Origin of the sequence: Candidatus Anoxymicrobium japonicum, assembly GCA_002843005.1 — a bacterium.
GTDB lineage: Bacteria > Actinomycetota > Geothermincolia > Fen-727 > Anoxymicrobiaceae > Anoxymicrobium > Anoxymicrobium japonicum.
Window position 1 is genome coordinate 1 of record PHEX01000008.1, and the last position, 18890, is coordinate 18890.

The following is an 18890-nucleotide window of genomic DNA, read 5'->3' on the forward strand; positions in this document are numbered from 1 at the left end:
CGAGATTCGTTCCCCGGGACAAAACAATTTCTACCTAAGAACATTAACTCGAAAATACTGTAGCACATTATCAATCGTTGCGCTAGTCGGATGTCAATGTGCCAGGCGCAAGACGGATATTTCGTGAATTTGACAGATGCGAAGCGAGCGCCTACAATCATATTCATGTATTACTATGTGAAAGGGAAAGAGAAACTCAACAACTGGTGGTGGGGCATCCCATAGAGGGTTGCCCGAGAAGCGCTTTTCGCAGATAGCACGAGCGCAACCGTGACCCTCATGAGCAGGGTCGCGGATTTTTTTACCGCGACGAGGTCGCGGTTTTTTTTGTTTTCTAATGCTCCGTTCCGTATATAGATCACAGACAGGAATGTCTGTGCTACATAAAGACTTAGAAAGTGACAGCGTGACACAGGCATTCTTGCCTGTGGAGTGGATGCATCGAGGTTCGAATGTCAGGATATCTATGGGACGGAGCCCTGAAGGAGATGTTGACATGGACACAGTGGCACAGAACGAGAACGCAAGGGCGCGTCGCGTGAACAGAGGCATGGTGGTCTTGCCGCCGCGAGAGGAGTTTATGTCGATCGAAGGATATACACACGTGTGCGTGTCGAGTGAGTTGTCGAGCGATCTCGAAACACCTATCTCCACATTCATGAAGCTTCGCGCAAGCGGAGAAGAACCGTGTTTCATGCTGGAGAGCGCGGAAAACGGCAAGACGTGGGGACGGTACTCGTTTCTCGGCTTCGCGCCTACGGCAATCGCGCGGGTGAAAGACGGGAAACTGGCGATCGCGACATCCGGCATAGAGAGCCAGGTCGAATGCGCCTGTTCACTCGAGGCTTTGTTCAGGCTTGTCGAGGAAGCGCGCGTGTTTGTTCCGCGTGCGGGTGGTGGAACAGAGGTGGGTGTTTTGCCATTTGACGGGGGCGCTGTGGGGTATTTCGGCTACGGCACTTTTGAGTTCATCGAGGATGTGCCCCTCCGAAAAGAGCTCGGTGTCGCCGAATTGCCGGAGATGATGTTTATGTTTCCGAGAAGGCTCGCGGTCTTCGACCACCTGCTCTCGCGCATGCGGTTGTGTGTCGTTGCCGGGCTTCCGGATGAGGCAGCGGAACGCGAGCGGATCTACGATAACGCGCTTGGCGAGCTGGAGGAGATGGCAGGGCGCATCCGGCAACCTCTCACCAGTGGTTGCGGGATCGATATATCGAACGCGCCGGCGGCGCCGCGCGACGATTTCACTTCTGTGGAGAGCAACGTCACTCGTGAGTCTTTTGAGGGAATGGTGAGTCAGGCGCTCGAACATATTTTCGCGGGCGACGTGTTCCAGGTTGTCGTCTCGCAGAGGCTTTCGATGAGCTTTGAAGGCGATCCGCTGTTGATTTACCGCCACTTGCGCGCGGAGAATCCTTCGCCGTATATGTTTTATCTCCAACTGCCGGACGTAACGCTCGTGGGATCCTCGCCGGAGCCCATGGTGACAAACCGCGCCGGGCACGCGGTGATCAGGCCGATAGCCGGGACCAGGCCCCGAGGCGCCGACGCTGATGAGGACACCGCGTTCGCCCTCGAGCTTGGAACCGACACAAAGGAGCGCGCGGAACACATCATGCTGGTCGATCTTGCGAGGAATGACCTTGGGCGTGTTTCCGTGCCAGGCACTGTCAAGGTGACGCGCTTGATGGATATCGAGAAGTACTCGCATGTCATGCACATGGTGAGCGAAGTCGAAGGGCAACTCACGGAAGGCTCTGGCAACTACGAGTTGTTGCGCGCGTCGTTTCCCGCGGGAACCGTTATTGGGGCGCCAAAGGTGAGGGCGAGCCAGATCATTGATTCTCTCGAGCCGGATGGTCGCGGGGTGTACGCGGGAGCGGTCGGGTACTTGAGCTACTCGGGGGACATGGACACGTGCATAACAATAAGAACCGTTGTAATCCGGGATGGCATGGCTTACGTGCAGGCGGGAGCGGGCATTGTGGCTGACTCGGATCCGGGATGTGAGTATGAGGAGACGTTAAACAAGGCGCGCGCGGTGATAAGGGCGGTGCGCGCCGCGGGGAAGGAAGTGACCTGATGGCGCCGGCGATGGCCGTACTGATCGACAACTACGATTCATTCACATACAACATCGCGCAGTACCTCGAGGAGCTTGGCGCGCGTGTTGTGGTGGCGCGGAACGATCGCATAGATGTGGCGGGGATAAAAGCGCTCGCGCCCACGCATCTCCTTATCTCACCTGGGCCCGGCAGGCCAGAGGAATCCGGTATCTCTTGCGAGGTGGTGCGTCGGCTCACGGGCGAGACGCCGATCCTTGGCGTCTGTTTGGGACACCAGGTCATTGGGCACGTGATGGGGGCCAGGGTGGACAGGGGGCCGAGGCCGGTTCACGGTTCCACCTCGCGCATCTACCACGATGGAAAGAGCATTTTCAAAGGGATTGAGAGCCCGTTTGAGGCGACAAGGTACCATTCCCTCGTGGTAATGAGCGAAAACGTGCCCGATTGCCTCGAGGTTTCGTGCAGGACGGAGGATGGCCTTGTGATGGGAGTTCGTCACAGAGAGGCGCTTGTGGAGGGCGTGCAGTTTCATCCCGAATCGATTCTCACAAATTGCGGCAAGACGATACTGGCAAACTTTCTCGAAATGGAAGGCGGGTGGCGTTGATGCTGAGTGAAGCAATAGAAAAAATCGCGAGAGGTGACGGCCTGGATCGTGAGGAGGCGCGGCGCGCGGCGCATGTGATCCTCAGTGAGGATGTGCCGGAGTCCGTCATAGGCGGCCTGCTGATAGGGCTCAAGACAAAAGGTGAGACAGAGGAAGAGATCGCCGGTTTCGCGCAAGGCATGCGCGAGGTGGGGGTTAGAATCGCGCCTTCCGTTTCCACGCTGGTGGATACCTGCGGCACGGGAGGGGACAGGAGCGGCACATTCAACATCAGCACCGCCGCTGCTATCATCACCGCCGCGGCGGGGGTGCCAGTGGCGAAACATGGGAACCGGGGGGTTTCCTCGAAGTGTGGAAGCGCGGACGTTCTCGAGGCTCTTGGCGTGAACATAGAGATAGGGCCTGAAAGTGTATGCCGGTGTATCGAGGAGGTAGGGATAGGGTTCATGTTCGCCCCCGCGTTCCACCCGGCGATGCGTCGCGTGATGCCCGCCCGGCGCGCTCTTGGCGTGGCAACGATTTTCAACATACTTGGGCCGCTGACAAATCCCGCCGGCGCTCACGCGCAGGTGCTTGGGGTCAGCCGGTCTGAACTGGCGCCTCTCATTGGACGGGTTCTGTGCTCGCTGGACTGCGAGAGAGCGTTTGTCGTGCACGGCATGGACGGACTCGACGAGTTCAGTCTTTCGACGGAAACAGAGGTTTGCGAGGTTGCCGGCGGTTCGATGATCGAGTACGTGATGACTCCCGAGGATCTTGGATTGAGCCGCGTTGACAAAGAGAGCCTCAAAGGCGGTGATGCGCGGATGAACGCCTCGATCATCAGGAGCGTGCTTTCCGGGGAGAAGGGCCCCGCGCTCGAGATATGCCTGGCCAACGCCGCTTTCGCGATTCTGGCGGGAGGCGTGGTTCAGAGCGCCGCCGACGGGGTTGCCGCAGCGAGAGCCGCCGTCGATTCCGGCAAAGCCGCCGACACGCTCGACCGCCTGGTGTCGTTTGGCGGAAAGATTACTCCCCCCTGACAAGGGGGGCGAGGGGGTTTTCCCCTGATGAGTGAGGTGGATGAGAAAAGTGGAAAGTGATCGACGCCTCGGAGGCGCTAAAGGAGTGGAAAGTGTTTCTTGATGATGCGATGGAAGTGGGGCGCCAGGCGGCGCGCGAGCGCGCGCGAGCCGTCACGGAGTCGATGCTCGAGCGGCGGATAAAGGAAAGAGAAAAAGAGGTCCGTCCATCGTTCAGGAGGGCCGTCACGAGGGGCGATGGGCCTGTCAAGGTCATATCTGAAATCAAAAGGACGTCCCCTGTCGCGGGCGTGATACGCCTGAGCGCGGACGTGGGGGATATGGCGCGGCGCTACGAGCGTTCGGGCGCGTCGGCGATCTCGGTGCTGACGAGCGAGTTCGGGTTTGGTGGCCGGCCGGAGGATTTGCTCGACGCCGCGCGCTCCTGTGCGTTGCCGTTGCTTCGCAAGGACTTTATCTCGTTGGGGTATCAGGTGCTGGAGGCGCGGGCTTACGGCGCGTCGGCCGTGCTTTTGATATCTGAGGCGCTGGACGCGAAGGAAATCGAAACGCTGAGCGGTCTGGCTTTCGATCTCGGCATGGACGCGCTGGTGGAAGCGCATTCGCGCCCGGGAGTTGCCCGCGCGCTCGCGGCCGGCTCACGCCTGATCGGGATCAACAACCGCGACCTGTCCACTTTACAGGTGGATATTCAAACGACCGAACGGCTGCGGAGCTTCGTTCCGGATTCCATCACACTGGTGAGCGAGAGCGGGATCAGAACTCGTGAAGAGTTTGACCGCGTCGCGTCGCTCGGCGTGGACGCGGTTCTCATTGGTGAAGCGCTCATGAAAGCCCCGGATCCGGGAAAGCGGCTCCAGGAACTGGCTGGATTGGATGGTGAGTTCTGATGTGGGTGAAGATTTGCGGGATAACGAAGCTCTCAGACGCGATCCAGGCGGCGAAGTTCGGCGTGGACGCGGTTGGCTTCGTGTTTGCCGATAGCCCGCGGCGCGTTACGCGCGAGGAGGCAAGGGAGATATCGCGTGGCATGCCAGATGGCCCGGCAAGGGTAGGAGTTTTTGTGAACAGCGCCGTAGATGAAGTTCGAACGATTATCAAATATTGTGGACTGGACATCGTGCAGCTTCACGGGGAGGAATCGTACGATTACTGCCTGGAGCTCGGCGAAAACATTATCAAGGCGTTGCGTGTGAACGGTACACTCGATATCGCAAAGGCTACGAGGTACGCGCAGGAAGGGGGAGTCATGGCGCTTCTGCTGGACGGCTTTGACCCTTTGACGCGCGGTGGGACGGGCCGCGTTTTTGACTGGACCATGGTCAGGCTCATAGAAGGAAAGCCGAAACTGATCATCGCCGGCGGATTGAACCCGGGGAACATCGCCGACGTGGTGAAAATCGCGCGTCCGTACGGGGTTGACGCTTCGAGCGGCGTGGAGAAATCCCCGGGCGTAAAAGACGCCAGACTGATGTACGAGTTCATCGAGAATGCAAGAAAAGCTGATTATATTACGGAGGCGAATTACTGATGCTGGATGATTTCATGGCAGCTTCTAAGACACCGCCCGACGCCGGCAGAGCCGGGCACTACGGGGAGTTCGGTGGGCGTTTCGTGCCGGAGCCGCTTATCGCCGCGCTCGATGAATTGGAGGCGGCTTTTGAGAAAGCAATGGGAGATCCGGAATTCTCTCGAGAGCTGTCACTGCTCTCCAGGGATTACGCGGGGAGGCCGACGCCTCTTTATTTCGCGGAGCGTCTGACACGCGAAGCAGGTGGCGCCCGCATCTATCTCAAGCGCGAGGATCTGTGCCACACAGGCTCGCACAAGATAAACAACACACTGGGACAGTGCCTGCTCGCTCGCGCGATGGGCAAACAGCGGATAATCGCGGAGACGGGTGCCGGCCAGCACGGTGTGGCGTGCGCGACCGCGGCGGCCCTCTTCGGGCAGGAGTGCGTGGTGTATATGGGTGATGTCGACATCATCAGGCAGGCGCCGAACGTCGCCCGGATGGAGCTGCTCGGCGCGGAGGTTCGGCCGGTTCACGCGGGCAGCCAAACGCTCAAGGATGCGATAAACGAAGCTCTCCGCGACTGGGTCACAAACGTGCGTACGACGTATTACTGTCTGGGGTCGGTTGTCGGGCCGCATCCATACCCTAAGATGGTCAGGGTATTTCAGTCGGTTATCGGGCAGGAAACCCTCGAGCAGTGCATGGAGCGCGAGGGGCGGCGTCCGGACTTGATTGTGGCTTGCGTCGGGGGCGGCAGCAACTCTCTTGGCATGTTCGCCCCGTTTATAAGTCAGGGCCCCAGGCTTGTGGGGGTCGAGGCGGGCGGGCGCGGGACCGGCCGCGGAGAGCACGGCAGAACTTTGTGCATGGGAGATGTGGGCGTGCTCCACGGAGCGAAAAGCTATCTTTTGCAAGATGAGAACGGCCAGGTGCTCGAGACCCACTCGGTGTCCGCGGGCCTGGACTATCCGGGGGTCGGGCCCGAGCACTCTTACCTCAAGGAAAAAGGGCTTGCGGAGTACACCGCCGTGGAGGACGGGGAAGTGCTCGACGCCGCGCGCTTTCTTTCGAGGATTGAAGGCATAATTCCCGCGCTCGAGAGCGCGCATGCGGTCGCGTACGCGATAGAGGCCGCGAAGACGATGGACAGCGATGAATTCCTGGTGGTGTGCCTGTCCGGCCGCGGCGACAAAGATCTCGAAGAGTTGGGGAGGTGTGTGTGATGACCGGTGATGGCGGAAGGCTTTCAAAGATGTTCTCGAGTCTGCGCGGCCGGCGCCCTGCGCTCATCGCGTATGCGACCGGCTTTTTCCCCGACAGGGAGAAGAGCCTGGAGGTGGTCATGTCCATTCTTGGGGCTGGCGCCGACGCGGTTGAGATAGGCATGCCGTTTTCCGACCCGGTGATGGACGGACCTGTCATTCAGAAATCGAGCGCGGCCGCGCTGGAGGCCGGCGCGACACCTGATGGCATCCTCGAGATGGTCTCCGAGCTTCGCGGGCAGACCGATCGCCCGTTGCTCGTCATGACCTACTACAACCTCGTGTTCAGGTTTGGGCCCGAGCGGTTCGCGCGTCGCGCCGCCGAGTGCGGCGTTGACGGCATCATTATCCCAGACCTGCCTGCTGAAGAGATGGCGCCTTTCAAGGACGCGTGCGGCGGCGCGGGTGTTGACACCGTGGCGTTCTGCTCAGTTACGACCTCACCCGCGCGCATCCGCGAGGCGGTCGCTATGTCAACAGGGTTTCTTTATTGCGTGTCGTTGCTCGGCCCCACTGGAGCGCGCTCGGCGATCTCCGACGAACTGCCGGGTTTCTTGACGAGGGTGAGGGAGAACGCTGATTGCCCTATCGCGGCGGGTCTCGGGATATCGACGCCCGAGCAGTGCGCAATCGCGGGCAGTATGGCCGACGGTGTGATAGTCGGAAGCGCGCTGGTCAAAGCGGCGGATCAGGCTGACGGCAACCTCTCACAGCTCACAGCTCTCGTTGCGTCCATGGCGAAAGCGCTGCGTGGCGATTTTTCGGCATAGGGGTCAGGCACCGTCTACCGCTAAAGCGGTAGACGGAGAGGTAGACGGTGCCTGACCCCTAATCTGATTGGAGTAAACGCGATCAGGGAAAAAGCTATCAAAGCAATCAACAGGGCGGTGGACGCCGCGCGCGCGTTGCGGACGCGTCAGGCACTTAGGGTCGCGTTCGCCTGGAGCGTGCTGGCGCTGGCGGTTGTTCTTGTTGTGGGCGCGGGCCTCGAGCTTGCCGCCAGTGGCAAGATCAACAAGGGCGTGACTATTGACGGTGTCCTGGTAGGTGGCATGACCAGGGCCAGGGCGCGCGAGCTGGTCGAACGGAAAGTCAAGCCGTTGAAATCGGACGTCCTGCTGTCTTGTGAGGGAAAGCGGCACACGATCAACCTCGAAGGAGTCAATTTCCGCCTGGATATAGACGGCATGGTTCGTGAGGCTTTTTACAAAGGGAAGCGCGGCCCCGCGCTCTTGAGGATCGCCAGGCGGCTCCTTGGCGCGGGTGTGACAGGCGATGTCCCTGTGATGTGTGACTGTGACAGAACCAGGCTCGAGGCCCGCCTTGCCACGATAGCGCGCGCGATCGATCGGGATTCAAGGAGTGTCAGCATAAGCGTGGCTTCGGGGTCGCCGAAGATCATCTCTTCCCGAAGCGGTATAAAGGTCAGGATCGACGACACCGTCAGGGCGGTTCGCAAAGCGTTGCCGACAGAGAATCGCCTGGTGGACATCGTGGCCGACACGATAAAGCCCAAGATTGTTGAGGCTGATGTAGGGAAGATAGTTGTCATCCACCAGAAGCAGTTCGCGCTTTACCTGTACGACCACGAAGAAGAGATAAACAGCTTTAAGATCGCGGTGGGGATGCAGGAGTACCCGACCCCCAACGGGCGCTTCCACATAACTTTCAAGGAGAAAAACCCGACCTGGCTTCCCACGTCGGAGTGGGCAAAAGACAAGAAGGGGATTCCCCAGCCCCCGGGGCCGGATAACCCGCTGGGCGGCTACTGGATGGATCTGGGAGGAGGCATCGGCATCCACGCGACGCCTTTCCCCAAGTCGCTTGGCGATCAGGCTTCCCACGGCTGCATAAGGATGGCCCCATCCGACGCCGCGGCGCTTTTTAACGCGGTAAAGGTTGGGACACCGGTTTTCATAATCGACTGAGCGCAAAAATTCTTCAGTTCACTCCCAGGTCAGGGCTGTGTGGGGGAGACAGGCTTCCAAGCCTCGAAGCCAGCGCAACCGCTTCCCGCGGGGTGGAGGCTGGCGCTATCTCCAGTTTTTCATACTGGCATTTCCCGAGTTCCCAGGTGTCGAGTCCCACCACCGGCTTCCCCATCTTCAGGCCAAAGGCGACCTCGGAGAGCGTTCCGTACCCGCCGGCGATCGCGATTATCGCGTCCGCGGCAAGAGCGACAAACGCGTTTCTCGCGTGCCCCATGTCAGTAGGTAGAGACACTGTAAGCCAGCGACTCGCATGAGATCGATCCGGCCCGGGCAATATGCCGATCGCTATGCCGCCGCCGTCATGAGCGCCATGGGACACCGCGTCCATGACACCACCAAGGCCGCCGCAGACGAGAACGTGCCCACTTCTTGCGATCTCTATCCCAACCTCGTAGGCGAGCTTTGTAATTTCAGCATCGCACTCAGAACTTCCGCAAACTGATATGTACATCAAATCCTCCATGAAGATGAGGCGTCGGTCACTTTCCACTTTTCTATTCGATGTTCTTCGGGCCAGATGACGAGCGGGCCACGCGCGATGCGATTCGCGCGAGAATCGGTCGTAGCCTTATGTCTTCTCAGCACCGCTCGAATCCTCGCGACCAGCTCGCGCGGGCTGAATGGCTTGGTCATGTAGTCGTCCGCTCCCAGCCCAAGGCCCTCAAGTTTGTCGTCCTCTTCGAGCTTCGCCGAGAGGATGATGATCGGGGTTCTCGAGGTCTGGCGTACTCGCCTGCAGAACTCGAAGCCGTCCATGCGGGGCATCAGTATGTCGAGTACTACCAGGTCGGGGCGTTCCTCGCGGAAAAGCTCGAGCGCCGCCTCGCCGTCACTTGCTTCCAAAACGACGTAACCCTCATTTTCGAGGGTGTTTTTGACCATCTTCACTATCTTCTTCTCGTCATCGACCACGAGTATTTTTTCGTTCATCGACGATTCTCCGATCTGCTCGGGGATATCATATATCTTGTGCTTGTGCGTGGGTCACAGTTGGCACGTATGCCAGGCGACGCGATCCAGGAGCTTTCGATTCATCGAAGAGTCCACACAGTACATGAGCGCTTTCTTGCCGTTGAAGATTGAGGAAGGAAACTCAATCCATATCCTTTTCTCAAGAACGTGAGCACGCATTCCGGCGCCACACGCGAGGCTGTTGTGAGTGTCCCGCAAGCACCGGACTGTTCCACGCGTGAACTCCATATCCACCTGATCCACGCGCGACACACCGAATATGCGCATGCGGAAAGAATACTTGATTTTATCTGAGATATTGCCCGCTGTTTCGACGCCGGCATATGCCGTGTTTTTGCTTATGCAAAAAGATACTCTGTCAAGGTCGCCGCTGTTTCCCGGCGACGATCTTACGCGGTCGGATGGCGGATCAATGCAGGTCTTGTACGGCATCACGGGGGCGTCGAACTTCGGTGGCGTGTTCACGCGCCTGACATGTCTGACAACGGTTTTTCCCACGAGCTCGTTGGTTCGCACGAAAGACTCGATAAAGCGTTGTTTGACGAGCGCTGGTATCTTGTACACGGCAAGCGCCTCTCCCTTGACGCGCTCGTTGTCGCTTGAGAGCCGCAACGATTCCCAATCGCTCATCTGACGGGCGAACGCTGTCGGTGGATCGAGTGGATACGACGGTTCGTCTCCGGCGGGAAAAGGAAAATCGCGTTTGTGTACGAGGTATATGTATTTGTTGGCGCGATACCCTGTCTTTGTCAGGACGTACTGCATAAACGCGTTAGCGGCCCAGTGATCGTGGTGGTTGTCCTGAGTGTCAGGGAAAACGATCCCGGTGGGCTTGTAATCATTGATGATCGAAGTGAGATTCTTCACTACATTTTCACCGCAATAGGGCGCGTTTTTCTGGTACGCGAAACTGTAAGGCGCGTGATCGTGCCCGTTGAGCCCACGGTGCAGATTGTCGTAGTCCCAATTGTAATCCCACAGAGAATTGAGCCCGCCGTCAGGATAAGCGAGGAGCGTGAGGTCACCTTCGGTCAGCCCGAGCCGGGCCAGGGCGTTTTTACTTTCCCGTATCCGCACCTTCCCAACCAGACGAAAATCGACGGGGGTGACATTGTTTTTCTTTGTGTACGCGCGCACGATCCCGGCGTTCCCGTCGCCACATGTCATGATGACTACCTTGACCTTTCTGTGTTCCGAGAGAGCCTGCTGGATCAAGCCACCCGTGGCAAGAGTTTCGTCGTCCGGGTGTGGAGCGATCACCAGGAGTCTTTCTCCGATCGGGGAGAAACGGAGTTGAGAGAGTCCTTTGATTACAGGTGGCGTTTTGATGTTTCCCAGGTTTTGGACAACCACCATGTACAGGGTGAGCAGGATAATAGCCGTGCCCAGCATCGCCTGGATGATGCTGCCTGGCGGTTTGTTTGCAGAACGATTGAGCATGAATCTCTGTCTCTTATTATTCGTGTTCGGTTGAGTGTTCACTCGTGATGCGGCTACGTTACGGGGAACTTCATTGGTTCTCCGAAAAGGACAAACGGTACGGGGCTCAAATGTCCTCCGGGAACTGTCATGTAGCCGACTCCTATATAAAGGTTATCGTTGATCCGGCGCACCTCGTCATGCAGGGTTTTTGTCAAGTCGGTGTTGAAAGCTCCGTAGTCGAGGTGAAAAGAATCCTTGCCATCTTTTCCTATGGCGGTAGGGCCTGTGTAGATTCTCATCTTTCTTTCATAGAAGACTTTCTGGTCTTGCTTTTCACCTTTCCTGCTAAAAACGTTGATTCCCCACCCGCTGTTGTTCTCCTCAGCGTTGAAAGCCTTGCCATGCCACCGCGTCCCGATGGTCAACGTGCCCGTTGGAAATACGTGATCCGCGAAATATGCCATGGCGCCTCCAAATATCCCACTTCTAAGAATCTTTCCATGACGCTCGCCGTTCAACGACTCGAATGCGGGCGCTTCCGCGGCGTAGAAAAGTTGCATCATATCCGCGCGGCTCAGCGTTTCGATATTGTCGCACGTTGCTTCCTCCGGATTCTTCTCGAGAATATCTTTCACGTCGCGGCCGTCCGGGTTTCGTTTTCCCGCCTGAATGATATTGATCGCGCTCAATGTCGTGGCAACGAAAACCAACGCCCCGATGCCCTTCAGCAACTTTTTGAATAGATTCAGAACTCGCAATCTCATCCTCCCTGTTTTTGTTCGGGCTTTATCGGGGCGTAGTACTCGATCTTGCTGGTCGAGCGCTTTGAGGTGATCATGAGGACCGCGCCGGACGCGAACAAACCGGCGCTGCTCAGCGCGATGAGCGCTATCAGCCAGGCGCCGCCGATGAACACGAGCAAGATGCCGCAACCGATCAGGGTAGCCAGTGATGCCGAGCCTCCCGCCATTGCGATTGTTTTGACACGCTTGTATTTATCCGCGTCCTCGAACACGATGATCGGATGAGGCATGTTCTTTTTGATGCATTCTTCACACACTGTCTTTCCCGTTTCCTCGAGCACGGGGGCGTCGCACTTTTCGCAGGGGATGAATTTGTCGGGTGGAAAGAGAGTTCCGCTTCCGGCAATGGGTCGCTGAATCGAGCCGCATTTGTCACAGATTCGCCCGTACGGGCCGAGATTATGCCCACATACGATGCACAATCTGTCCATTACGCGCCTTACGTGTGTCATCTACCCACTCCCGTGTCTTTTCGGGCTATCCCAGGAGACCCGTTTTCAGACTTTGCATTTATCATATCATCACAGTTGCCGCGCGATTATCATTCAACAGTCACAAGGTATGTTATATTCGCAATGATGACACACGGGATACCGGCGCAATAAGTTTTTCAGTTAACGTTTTGGTGTCGGAGAGCGCATTATTTGATTCGCCCCCGTAGCTCAATTGGATAGAGCAGCGGATTTCTACTCCGCAGGTTGCAGGTTCGAGTCCTGCCGGGGGTGCCACTTTACATGGCAATTACTCTGTCCCGGAAGGGCTCGAACCTGCCGCCATTATGCGTTTTCTATCTACCGAATTGGAAGTGCGCGACTCCAGATGTTATCTTTATATGTGCTCGCGGAAGCCACACGCGGGCAACGGCAATCTAAAAGGACGTTCGAGGTGGACGTAGCTCAGTTGGTTAGAGCGCCGGGTTGTGGCCCCGGAGGCCGGGGGTTCAAGTCCCCTCGTTCACCCCATGTCAGAGGTAGTCCAACCCACCGGCCCAACTCACAATGTGGTGGCATGAACCGTACTGGAGAACTGATTTGACAAAAGAGCGGAAGAATCTGTCCGACACCAGGGCGATGGAGGCGTCACGTAGAATAGCGCGCGAGGCGCGAGAGCGCATCGCGCTCATGGCGGCTCGAATACCCGGCGCCCGTGCTTTCTTGCGACCTTTCACTGAGCGCCCCAGGCAGGTCGAAAAGTTAGTTGTAATCTCTGACACGCACTTCGGCGACCCGAACGAATTACTGGTGCACCCGAAGGCAATCCAGGATATGACAGACGCGATCGCGGAGATGGGCACTGTTGATGAACTCGTATTGCTCGGAGACGTCTTCGACCTGTGGCAGGCGCCGTTGCACGAGGCGATCGCGCGCGGGCGCGACTGCATGGCGGCTTTGTTCTCACTTGATAATGTCAAGCGCATGGTCTACATGGTCGGGAATCACGATCATCACATCTTTCGCATGTGGTACGAAGAGGAAGTTGGAAGGAGGCTGCGGGCCGGTGACCTTGAGCAGCCCGAGCTCGCTATCCCATTGACGTCCGACTGCCCGGCGATGGCGCCTTTGAAGCTCGAGGGGACCAAGGTGCCGCTCTACATGACCTATCCGATGTATCAGGTGCAGGTGAAGGACAAGGTTGTTCTGCTGACCCACGGGCACTTGCTGGGCTTCTTCGAGCGCTCGTTGTGGGGGCCGAAGAAGCATTCGCGGCTCCGCTCGCTGATGCTGAACAAGTCGGACAAACTCGATCTCGATGACATGGAGAGGTTCATGTCGCCTTACTACGAGATGACCGCGTTGGGCACATGTGTCCCAGGTGTGGCGGAGGGCAGGTACTGGGTGTACCGGATGGTGAGTCGGACATCGAAGATGGTGGGTGTGTCAAGTCACACGAGGACTTCGTTATATCGTGGCAACACAATCGAGGAAAACGCCGTCGAGATAGAAGCTCTGCTCAACCACTTCTGCCCTGAAATGCCGGACTACTTCGTGTACGGGCATACTCACAGGTCGGGGCGTCTTGTTCTTCCACTGTCGAACACAATCGCTATCAACAGCGGTTGCTGGATCGGCGGGCAAAGTGACCCCGACGCTCGAAACACCATCGTCGATATCTCCGACGAGGCCCGTATCATCAAGGTCTAACGGAGGAGAGGCGTCGGTCACTTTCCACTTTTTCCACCTCGCCACTTCCTGGGGCTTCAATAATGCATAATTTGGTTTGACCCCATTATGCCTTAAGGCTAAACATCTTGCTGGTGGGCCGTGCAGGGATCGAACCTGCGACCTTGGGATTAAGAGTCCCCTGCTCTACCGGCTGAGCTAACGGCCCGTATCGCTTGATTGCAAGCGACTACCTACTGAACAAAGCGCAGTGTAGCACTGTCCGGCAGGCGTGACAATTATCTCCGACAAGGGCTCGCACTTGCGGTGCTTGAAGAAAAAGCCGTCTGAGAAACGCGCATCCGCGCGCTTTTTTGCGGAAACGTCGAAGTTCGCATAGTATCTAACACTGTCGGGGCGAAAACGCCGCGAAAAACAGGTCACAGGATTCAAGGAGGGAAGGTCAAGATGAGGATCGCATTGGTCACGGGTGGAGGAGATTCTTCGGCAATCAACGCGGCGATACGGGCTGTCGTGCACAAGTGCCACGCTGGCGGTCACGAGTGCATAGGCATCAAGAGGGGCTGGAGAGGGCTTCTCAGGGATGAGGTCGAGCCCCTTTTTATTGGTTCGGTCGCGGGTATTTTGCAGAACAGCGGGACGATCCTCGGCACCTCGCGCACCAATATTTTCAATATTGAGAACGGCCTGGAGAACGTCATGGTAAACCTGCGCAAGCACGGAATCGAGGCTATCATAGTCATAGGAGGGGAAGACACAAACAGCATCGCGTCCCGCCTCGGCGAGCACGGAGTCAAGTGCGTTGGAATCCCGCAGACGATTGATAACGACCTTCCGGGAACTGATTACTCAATCGGTTTTGATACCGCGGCGGCGGTGGCGATGGATGCTCTCGACAAGCTGCATACGACAGCGGCCTCGCACCACCGTGTCATGATCCTCGAGGTCATGGGAAGGGACGCAGGGTGGATAGCGCTCATCGCCGGCATCGCCGGTGGCGCCGATACCATCATCGTGCCGGAGTTTCCTTGCGCTATCGAGAAAATTGAGGAGCGCATCGAGCGGCGCCACAAGATGAACAAGGAATTCAGCATCATAGTGATCTCGGAAGGCGCGAAGCTCCTCGGCATGGATGAACAGTTTGTCCAGAGCCAGAAGAAAGATGAATTCGGGCACGTTAGATTGGGCGGCGTCGGCGAGTGGCTGGCACAGGAAATCGAGAACAGGACAGGGGACGAGACAAGAGTAACTCACCTCGGACACCTGCAGAGAGGAGGGGTGCCCACAGCATTCGATCGTGTGCTTGCGACCAGGCTCGGCGTCTTCGCGGTGGACATGGTTGTGACTGGCAAGTTCGGTCAAATGGCATGCATGCGTGGGAACAAGATCGTCGCTGTTCCTTACGAGGAGGCGCTAAACGGAACCAAGACTATCGATGTCGAGCTTTTCGAGCTGGCGAAGTCGTTTTATTGAGGTGAGCGGCCACGGCGCGAGAACCATGGCGCCACGCCCGTTGAGACCCGGTTCCTGTGGTATAATATTCAAGGGCCGCAAGCCGGGCGAGAGTGGCGGAATTGGTAGACGCGCGGGGCTTAGGACCCCGTGGTTCATGGAACCGTGGGGGTTCGAGTCCCCCCTCTCGCACCAACTTTCAGTTCATTTAAAGCATGTGCGCGAATGTTTTTTCTTGTGAGTAGTTTACCTGCCGAGCGGATTTGATTTTGCGCATTCAAAACACGGGAGGAGAGTCACCTGAAGAGTGAAGTTATCAGGGGAGAAGGTCATTCGGCAACCCTCAAAGTGGAGGTGGATCCCGAAGAGCTGGCGGAGATGCTCGAGCAAACCTACAAAGATATCAGTCGGAAACTGAAGATCCCTGGGTTTCGCAAGGGTAAGATACCGAGAAAGGTCATCGATAGCCACCTGGGACCCGAGCACGTTCGGATCGAGGCGATCAAGAGTGGGTTGCCGGGGCTGTATGTGAAAGGCGTCAGGGAGTCCGGAATTTTTCCGGTGTCCGATCCGGAGATCAAACTCATCGAGGCTGGAGAAAATGGCAAAGTCATCTTTGAGGCAAAAGTGGACGTGAAGCCCGAGATAGAGATCAAAGATTACAAAGGTCTCGAGATAAAGGCGCCTGAGTCCAAGGTAACAGAGGATGACGTAAACGATGCGCTCGACGAGGCGCGCAACCGCTTTGCCACACTCGAGGTTGTTGAGACGCGGCCCGCCGGCAGTGGCGACTTCGTGATGTTCGATTACAAGGTTTTTGCCGATGGTGAGCCGCTCGAGGGCAAATCCGGCGCCGACCGCATGATCGAGATCGGCGCGGATGATTTCCTTCCTGGTTTCGACGAGCAACTGGAGGGCGCGCGAAAGGGCGACATCCTGGACGTGGTGGTGACGTTCCCGCCCGAGTATGGCGAGCAATCTCTCGCCGGGAAGCCCGCGACTTTCCGAACAATGGTGAAAGAAGTAAAAAAGAAAGTGCTCCCCGCGCTTGATGACGACCTCGCGAAAAATGTCAGTGAGTTTGAGACCCTGGTCGAGTTCAAGGATGACTTGCGAAAACGCATAGCGCTCATCAAGGAGAGGACGGTAAAGCGCGCGATAAGAGAGCGGGTGACGCAGGCTCTCGTGGACAGGACGTACATCGATCTCCCGGACTCGATAGTCGAACGCCAGGTTCAGCGCGAGATAAAGAAGATATCAGATGAGCTTTCCGGACGCGGGATTTCTCTCGATGACTACCTGGCGGCGCTGAAGGAAACCAGGTATCAACTGGAGAAGGTTATCCGAGATAATGTAGTGGATGAGTTGAAGACCGAGTTGGTAGTAGACGCGGTGGCGAAGGCGGAGAGCATCGAGGTCTCCGACGAGGAGGCCGTAGAGTACATCAAAGAGAATGCGCTGGCGGGGGGCGAAAACCCCGCCACAGATAAGGATGAGATTTACTCGGACGACATGATATCGGGCGTAAAGGCCAACCTGAGACTATCTAAGGGAATTGATTTACTGGTAGAGAACGCGGTCATAACATGCGAGTCGCCGGCATCGCCGCTGACGGTGGCGTCGGTGGAGGACGTTGAAACTGGCGATCTCGAGCGCCGGGGAGGAGCCTGAAAAATAATGAGCAGTATCGTATCGCAATTAGTGCCAATCGTGGTCGAGCAAACTCCTCGAGGGGAGAGACAGTTCGATATTTACTCGCGCTTGCTAAAGGAGCGCATCATATTTGTGGGGATGGAGATAGATGACCATCTCGCGAACCTCGTTATGGCGCAGTTGCTCCATCTGGAGAGCGAGAACCCGGAGAAAGACATCAACATGTACATCAACTCACCTGGTGGCGTCGTTACAAGCACTCTGGCGATATACGACACCATGCAATACGTGCGTTGCGACATCTCGACACTGTGTGTCGGGCAGGCGGCGAGCGGCGCGGCGGTGTTGCTGGCGGCGGGAACCAAAGGAAAGCGGTTCGCGACGCCACATTCGCGCATTTTGCTCCATCAACCGAGCGGCGGGACGAGCGGGCAGGCGATTGATGTCGATCTGCAGGCGAAGGAAATAATCCGCACGCGTGAGATGCTTGACGCGATCCTTGCCGATCACACCGGGCAACCTATCGAAAAAGTGCACGAGGACACCGACAGAGACTTTATCCTGGTGGCGGAGTCCGCCAGAGAGTATGGCCTTATCGACGAGGTTATCGAGCGCAGGCGGAACGCCAGCGAGTAAGCGGCGCGCCCGAATTTGCCAAAAGGCAGAGCGTGCAATGGAGGTAAGAAGTGGCTAAGTTCAGTGATGGCAGCGATCTCTTAAAATGCTCTTTCTGCGGAAAGACGCAGCGGCACGTCAAGAAGCTCATCGCCGGCCCGGGAGTGTACATCTGTGACGAGTGCATCGAGCTTTGCAACGATATAATCGCCGAGGAGCTGACCGAGAGCCCGGAGATACAGATAGGCGATCTCCCGAAGCCCAAGGATATCTATGCGTTTTTAGAAGAGTATGTGATCGGGCAGGAGCGCGCCAGGACAGTGCTTTCGGTCGCGGTCTATAACCATTACAAACGAATTCAAATTGGCGCCATGTCAAGCGATGGCGTCGAGCTCCAGAAGAGCAACATCATGCTCATTGGCCCGACCGGTTGCGGGAAAACATTGCTGGCGCAAACGCTGGCTCGGCTTCTGAATGTGCCGTTCGCCATTGCCGACGCTACCAGCCTGACAGAGGCGGGCTACGTCGGTGAAGACGTTGAAAACATTCTCCTGAAACTGATTCAGGCCGCCGACCTGGATGTAAAGAAGGCCGAGACGGGAATTATCTACATCGATGAGATTGACAAGATAGCGCGCAAGAGCGAGAGCCCGAGCATAACGAGGGACGTGTCAGGCGAGGGTGTGCAGCAGGCGCTCTTGAAGATCATCGAGGGAACCGTCGCGAGCGTTCCGCCGCAAGGTGGACGCAAGCATCCTCACCAGGAGTTTCTCCAGATTGACACGAGCAACATCCTTTTCATTTGCGGCGGGGCGTTTTCTGGCGTCGAAGACATCATAGAGGAGCGTGTCGGCAAGAAGGGCATCGGCTTCGGGGCAGAGGTGAAGTCGAAGGATGAGATCGACCTGGGGAGCATTTTAGCCAACGTCATGCCCGAGGATCTGCTGAAATTCGGGCTTATTCCGGAGTTCGTGGGAAGGTTGCCGGTCGTCACGACTCTGCATACGCTAACCAAAGAGCACTTGATCGACATCCTCATGAAGCCGAAGAACGCGCTGTTGAAGCAGTATCAGAAGTTTTTTGAGTTTGACGGCGTCGAGTTGATTTTTACGGATGGAGCGCTGGAACAGATAGCGGAAAAGGCCCTGGCGCGCCAGACCGGCGCTCGCGGGCTTCGCGCGATCATGGAGGAAGCGTTGCTGGGAACCATGTTCGATTTGCCGTCGAGATCGGATATCGTGAAATGCGTTGTGACCCGCGAGGTCGTCGCGGAAAACTTCAAGCCAACTCTTCTTACCTCACGCTCGGGGGCGAAAGTTCAAAAGGACGACGAAGAGGAAGAGACCGCCTGACCCCGTTCCGTCTACCGCTTTAGCGGTAGACGGAAAG

General features: G+C 57.3%; 18 protein-coding genes and 4 tRNA genes. 16 read left to right on the top strand and 6 right to left on the bottom strand.

Features of this window, described 5'->3' with window-relative positions; translation table 11 throughout:
• The first annotated feature begins 337 nt into the window (after positions 1-337).
• The 8 genes from CVT63_01385 (at position 338) to CVT63_01420 (ending at position 8401) form a co-directional block, all read left to right on the top strand.
• Positions 338-2083 (top strand): anthranilate synthase component I, encoded by a 1746-nt coding sequence (locus tag CVT63_01385; GenBank protein ID PKQ28665.1) that lies wholly within the window; start codon positions 338-340, stop codon positions 2081-2083.
• An 11-nt stretch (positions 2084-2094) separates the two neighbouring features.
• The gene (locus CVT63_01390; protein ID PKQ28694.1) at positions 2095-2673 is read left to right on the top strand and encodes an anthranilate/aminodeoxychorismate synthase component II; all 579 of its coding nucleotides are present in this window, start codon (positions 2095-2097) and stop codon (positions 2671-2673) included.
• Between the two features lie 2 nt (positions 2674-2675).
• A complete protein-coding gene (gene trpD, locus CVT63_01395; GenBank protein ID PKQ28695.1) occupies positions 2676-3695 on the top strand; it encodes an anthranilate phosphoribosyltransferase in 1020 nt (339 codons plus the stop codon).
• 110 nt (positions 3696-3805) lie between these two features.
• On the top strand, positions 3806-4585 hold the full coding sequence (locus CVT63_01400) for an indole-3-glycerol-phosphate synthase TrpC (GenBank protein PKQ28696.1): 780 nt from the start codon (positions 3806-3808) through the stop codon (positions 4583-4585).
• Entirely contained in the window at positions 4582-5226 is a 645-nt protein-coding gene (locus CVT63_01405) for a phosphoribosylanthranilate isomerase (GenBank protein PKQ28666.1), read from the top strand. The genes CVT63_01400 and CVT63_01405 overlap by 4 nt, the downstream gene beginning before the upstream one ends.
• Positions 5227-5240: 14 nt before the next feature.
• Positions 5241-6434: a tryptophan synthase subunit beta gene (trpB, locus tag CVT63_01410; GenBank protein PKQ28697.1), complete on the top strand. Its 1194-nt coding sequence runs from the start codon at positions 5241-5243 to the stop codon at positions 6432-6434.
• Positions 6434-7243 carry a tryptophan synthase subunit alpha gene (locus tag CVT63_01415; protein PKQ28667.1) on the top strand — a complete coding sequence of 270 codons (810 nt, stop codon included), beginning with the start codon at positions 6434-6436 and terminating at the stop codon, positions 7241-7243. The genes trpB and CVT63_01415 overlap by 1 nt, the downstream gene beginning before the upstream one ends.
• A gap of 117 nt (positions 7244-7360) precedes the next feature.
• Positions 7361-8401: a hypothetical protein gene (locus CVT63_01420; protein PKQ28668.1), complete on the top strand. Its 1041-nt coding sequence runs from the start codon at positions 7361-7363 to the stop codon at positions 8399-8401.
• Between the two features lie 13 nt (positions 8402-8414).
• Here CVT63_01420 and CVT63_01425 read toward each other — a convergent pair whose 3' ends face one another.
• From CVT63_01425 to CVT63_01445, 5 genes are read right to left on the bottom strand one after another with little or no spacing between them, the layout of a single operon-like run.
• Positions 8415-8915 carry a TIGR00725 family protein gene (locus tag CVT63_01425; GenBank protein PKQ28669.1) on the bottom strand — a complete coding sequence of 167 codons (501 nt, stop codon included), beginning with the start codon at positions 8913-8915 and terminating at the stop codon, positions 8415-8417.
• Positions 8915-9394 (bottom strand): hypothetical protein, encoded by a 480-nt coding sequence (locus CVT63_01430; protein ID PKQ28670.1) that lies wholly within the window; start codon positions 9392-9394, stop codon positions 8915-8917. Before CVT63_01430 ends, CVT63_01425 begins: the two co-directional genes overlap by 1 nt.
• 54 nt (positions 9395-9448) lie before the next feature.
• On the bottom strand, positions 9449-10876 hold the full coding sequence (locus tag CVT63_01435; protein PKQ28671.1) for a hypothetical protein: 1428 nt from the start codon (positions 10874-10876) through the stop codon (positions 9449-9451).
• Positions 10877-10929: 53 nt separating this feature from the next.
• The gene (locus CVT63_01440) at positions 10930-11616 is read right to left on the bottom strand and encodes a hypothetical protein (protein PKQ28672.1); all 687 of its coding nucleotides are present in this window, start codon (positions 11614-11616) and stop codon (positions 10930-10932) included.
• 2 nt (positions 11617-11618) lie between these two features.
• Positions 11619-12113: a hypothetical protein gene (locus CVT63_01445; protein PKQ28673.1), complete on the bottom strand. Its 495-nt coding sequence runs from the start codon at positions 12111-12113 to the stop codon at positions 11619-11621.
• 199 nt (positions 12114-12312) lie between these two features.
• Here CVT63_01445 and CVT63_01450 point away from each other — a divergent pair.
• The 3 genes from CVT63_01450 (at position 12313) to CVT63_01460 (ending at position 13802) form a co-directional block, all read left to right on the top strand.
• Positions 12313-12389 (top strand) — tRNA-Arg (locus CVT63_01450).
• A 157-nt stretch (positions 12390-12546) separates the two neighbouring features.
• Positions 12547-12623 (top strand) — tRNA-His (locus CVT63_01455).
• A gap of 69 nt (positions 12624-12692) precedes the next feature.
• Positions 12693-13802, top strand: a complete 1110-nt coding sequence (locus CVT63_01460) for a hypothetical protein (protein ID PKQ28674.1) — start codon at positions 12693-12695, stop codon at positions 13800-13802.
• A gap of 111 nt (positions 13803-13913) precedes the next feature.
• Here the strand turns inward: CVT63_01460 and CVT63_01465 are convergent.
• A tRNA-Lys gene (locus tag CVT63_01465) sits at positions 13914-13989 on the bottom strand.
• 239 nt (positions 13990-14228) lie between these two features.
• On the opposite strand from CVT63_01465, the gene CVT63_01470 reads away from it, so the two are divergent.
• From CVT63_01470 to CVT63_01490, 5 genes are all read left to right on the top strand, one after another.
• On the top strand, positions 14229-15254 hold the full coding sequence (locus tag CVT63_01470; protein PKQ28675.1) for a 6-phosphofructokinase: 1026 nt from the start codon (positions 14229-14231) through the stop codon (positions 15252-15254).
• An 86-nt stretch (positions 15255-15340) separates the two neighbouring features.
• A tRNA-Leu gene (locus tag CVT63_01475) sits at positions 15341-15428 on the top strand.
• 105 nt (positions 15429-15533) lie between these two features.
• Positions 15534-16904, top strand: coding sequence for a trigger factor (locus CVT63_01480; protein PKQ28676.1), 1371 nt, complete (start codon positions 15534-15536; stop codon positions 16902-16904).
• A gap of 6 nt (positions 16905-16910) precedes the next feature.
• Entirely contained in the window at positions 16911-17522 is a 612-nt protein-coding gene (locus CVT63_01485) for an ATP-dependent Clp protease proteolytic subunit (protein ID PKQ28677.1), read from the top strand.
• Between the two features lie 50 nt (positions 17523-17572).
• Positions 17573-18853 (top strand): ATP-dependent Clp protease ATP-binding subunit ClpX, encoded by a 1281-nt coding sequence (locus CVT63_01490; protein ID PKQ28678.1) that lies wholly within the window; start codon positions 17573-17575, stop codon positions 18851-18853.
• Positions 18854-18890 lie beyond the last annotated feature (37 nt).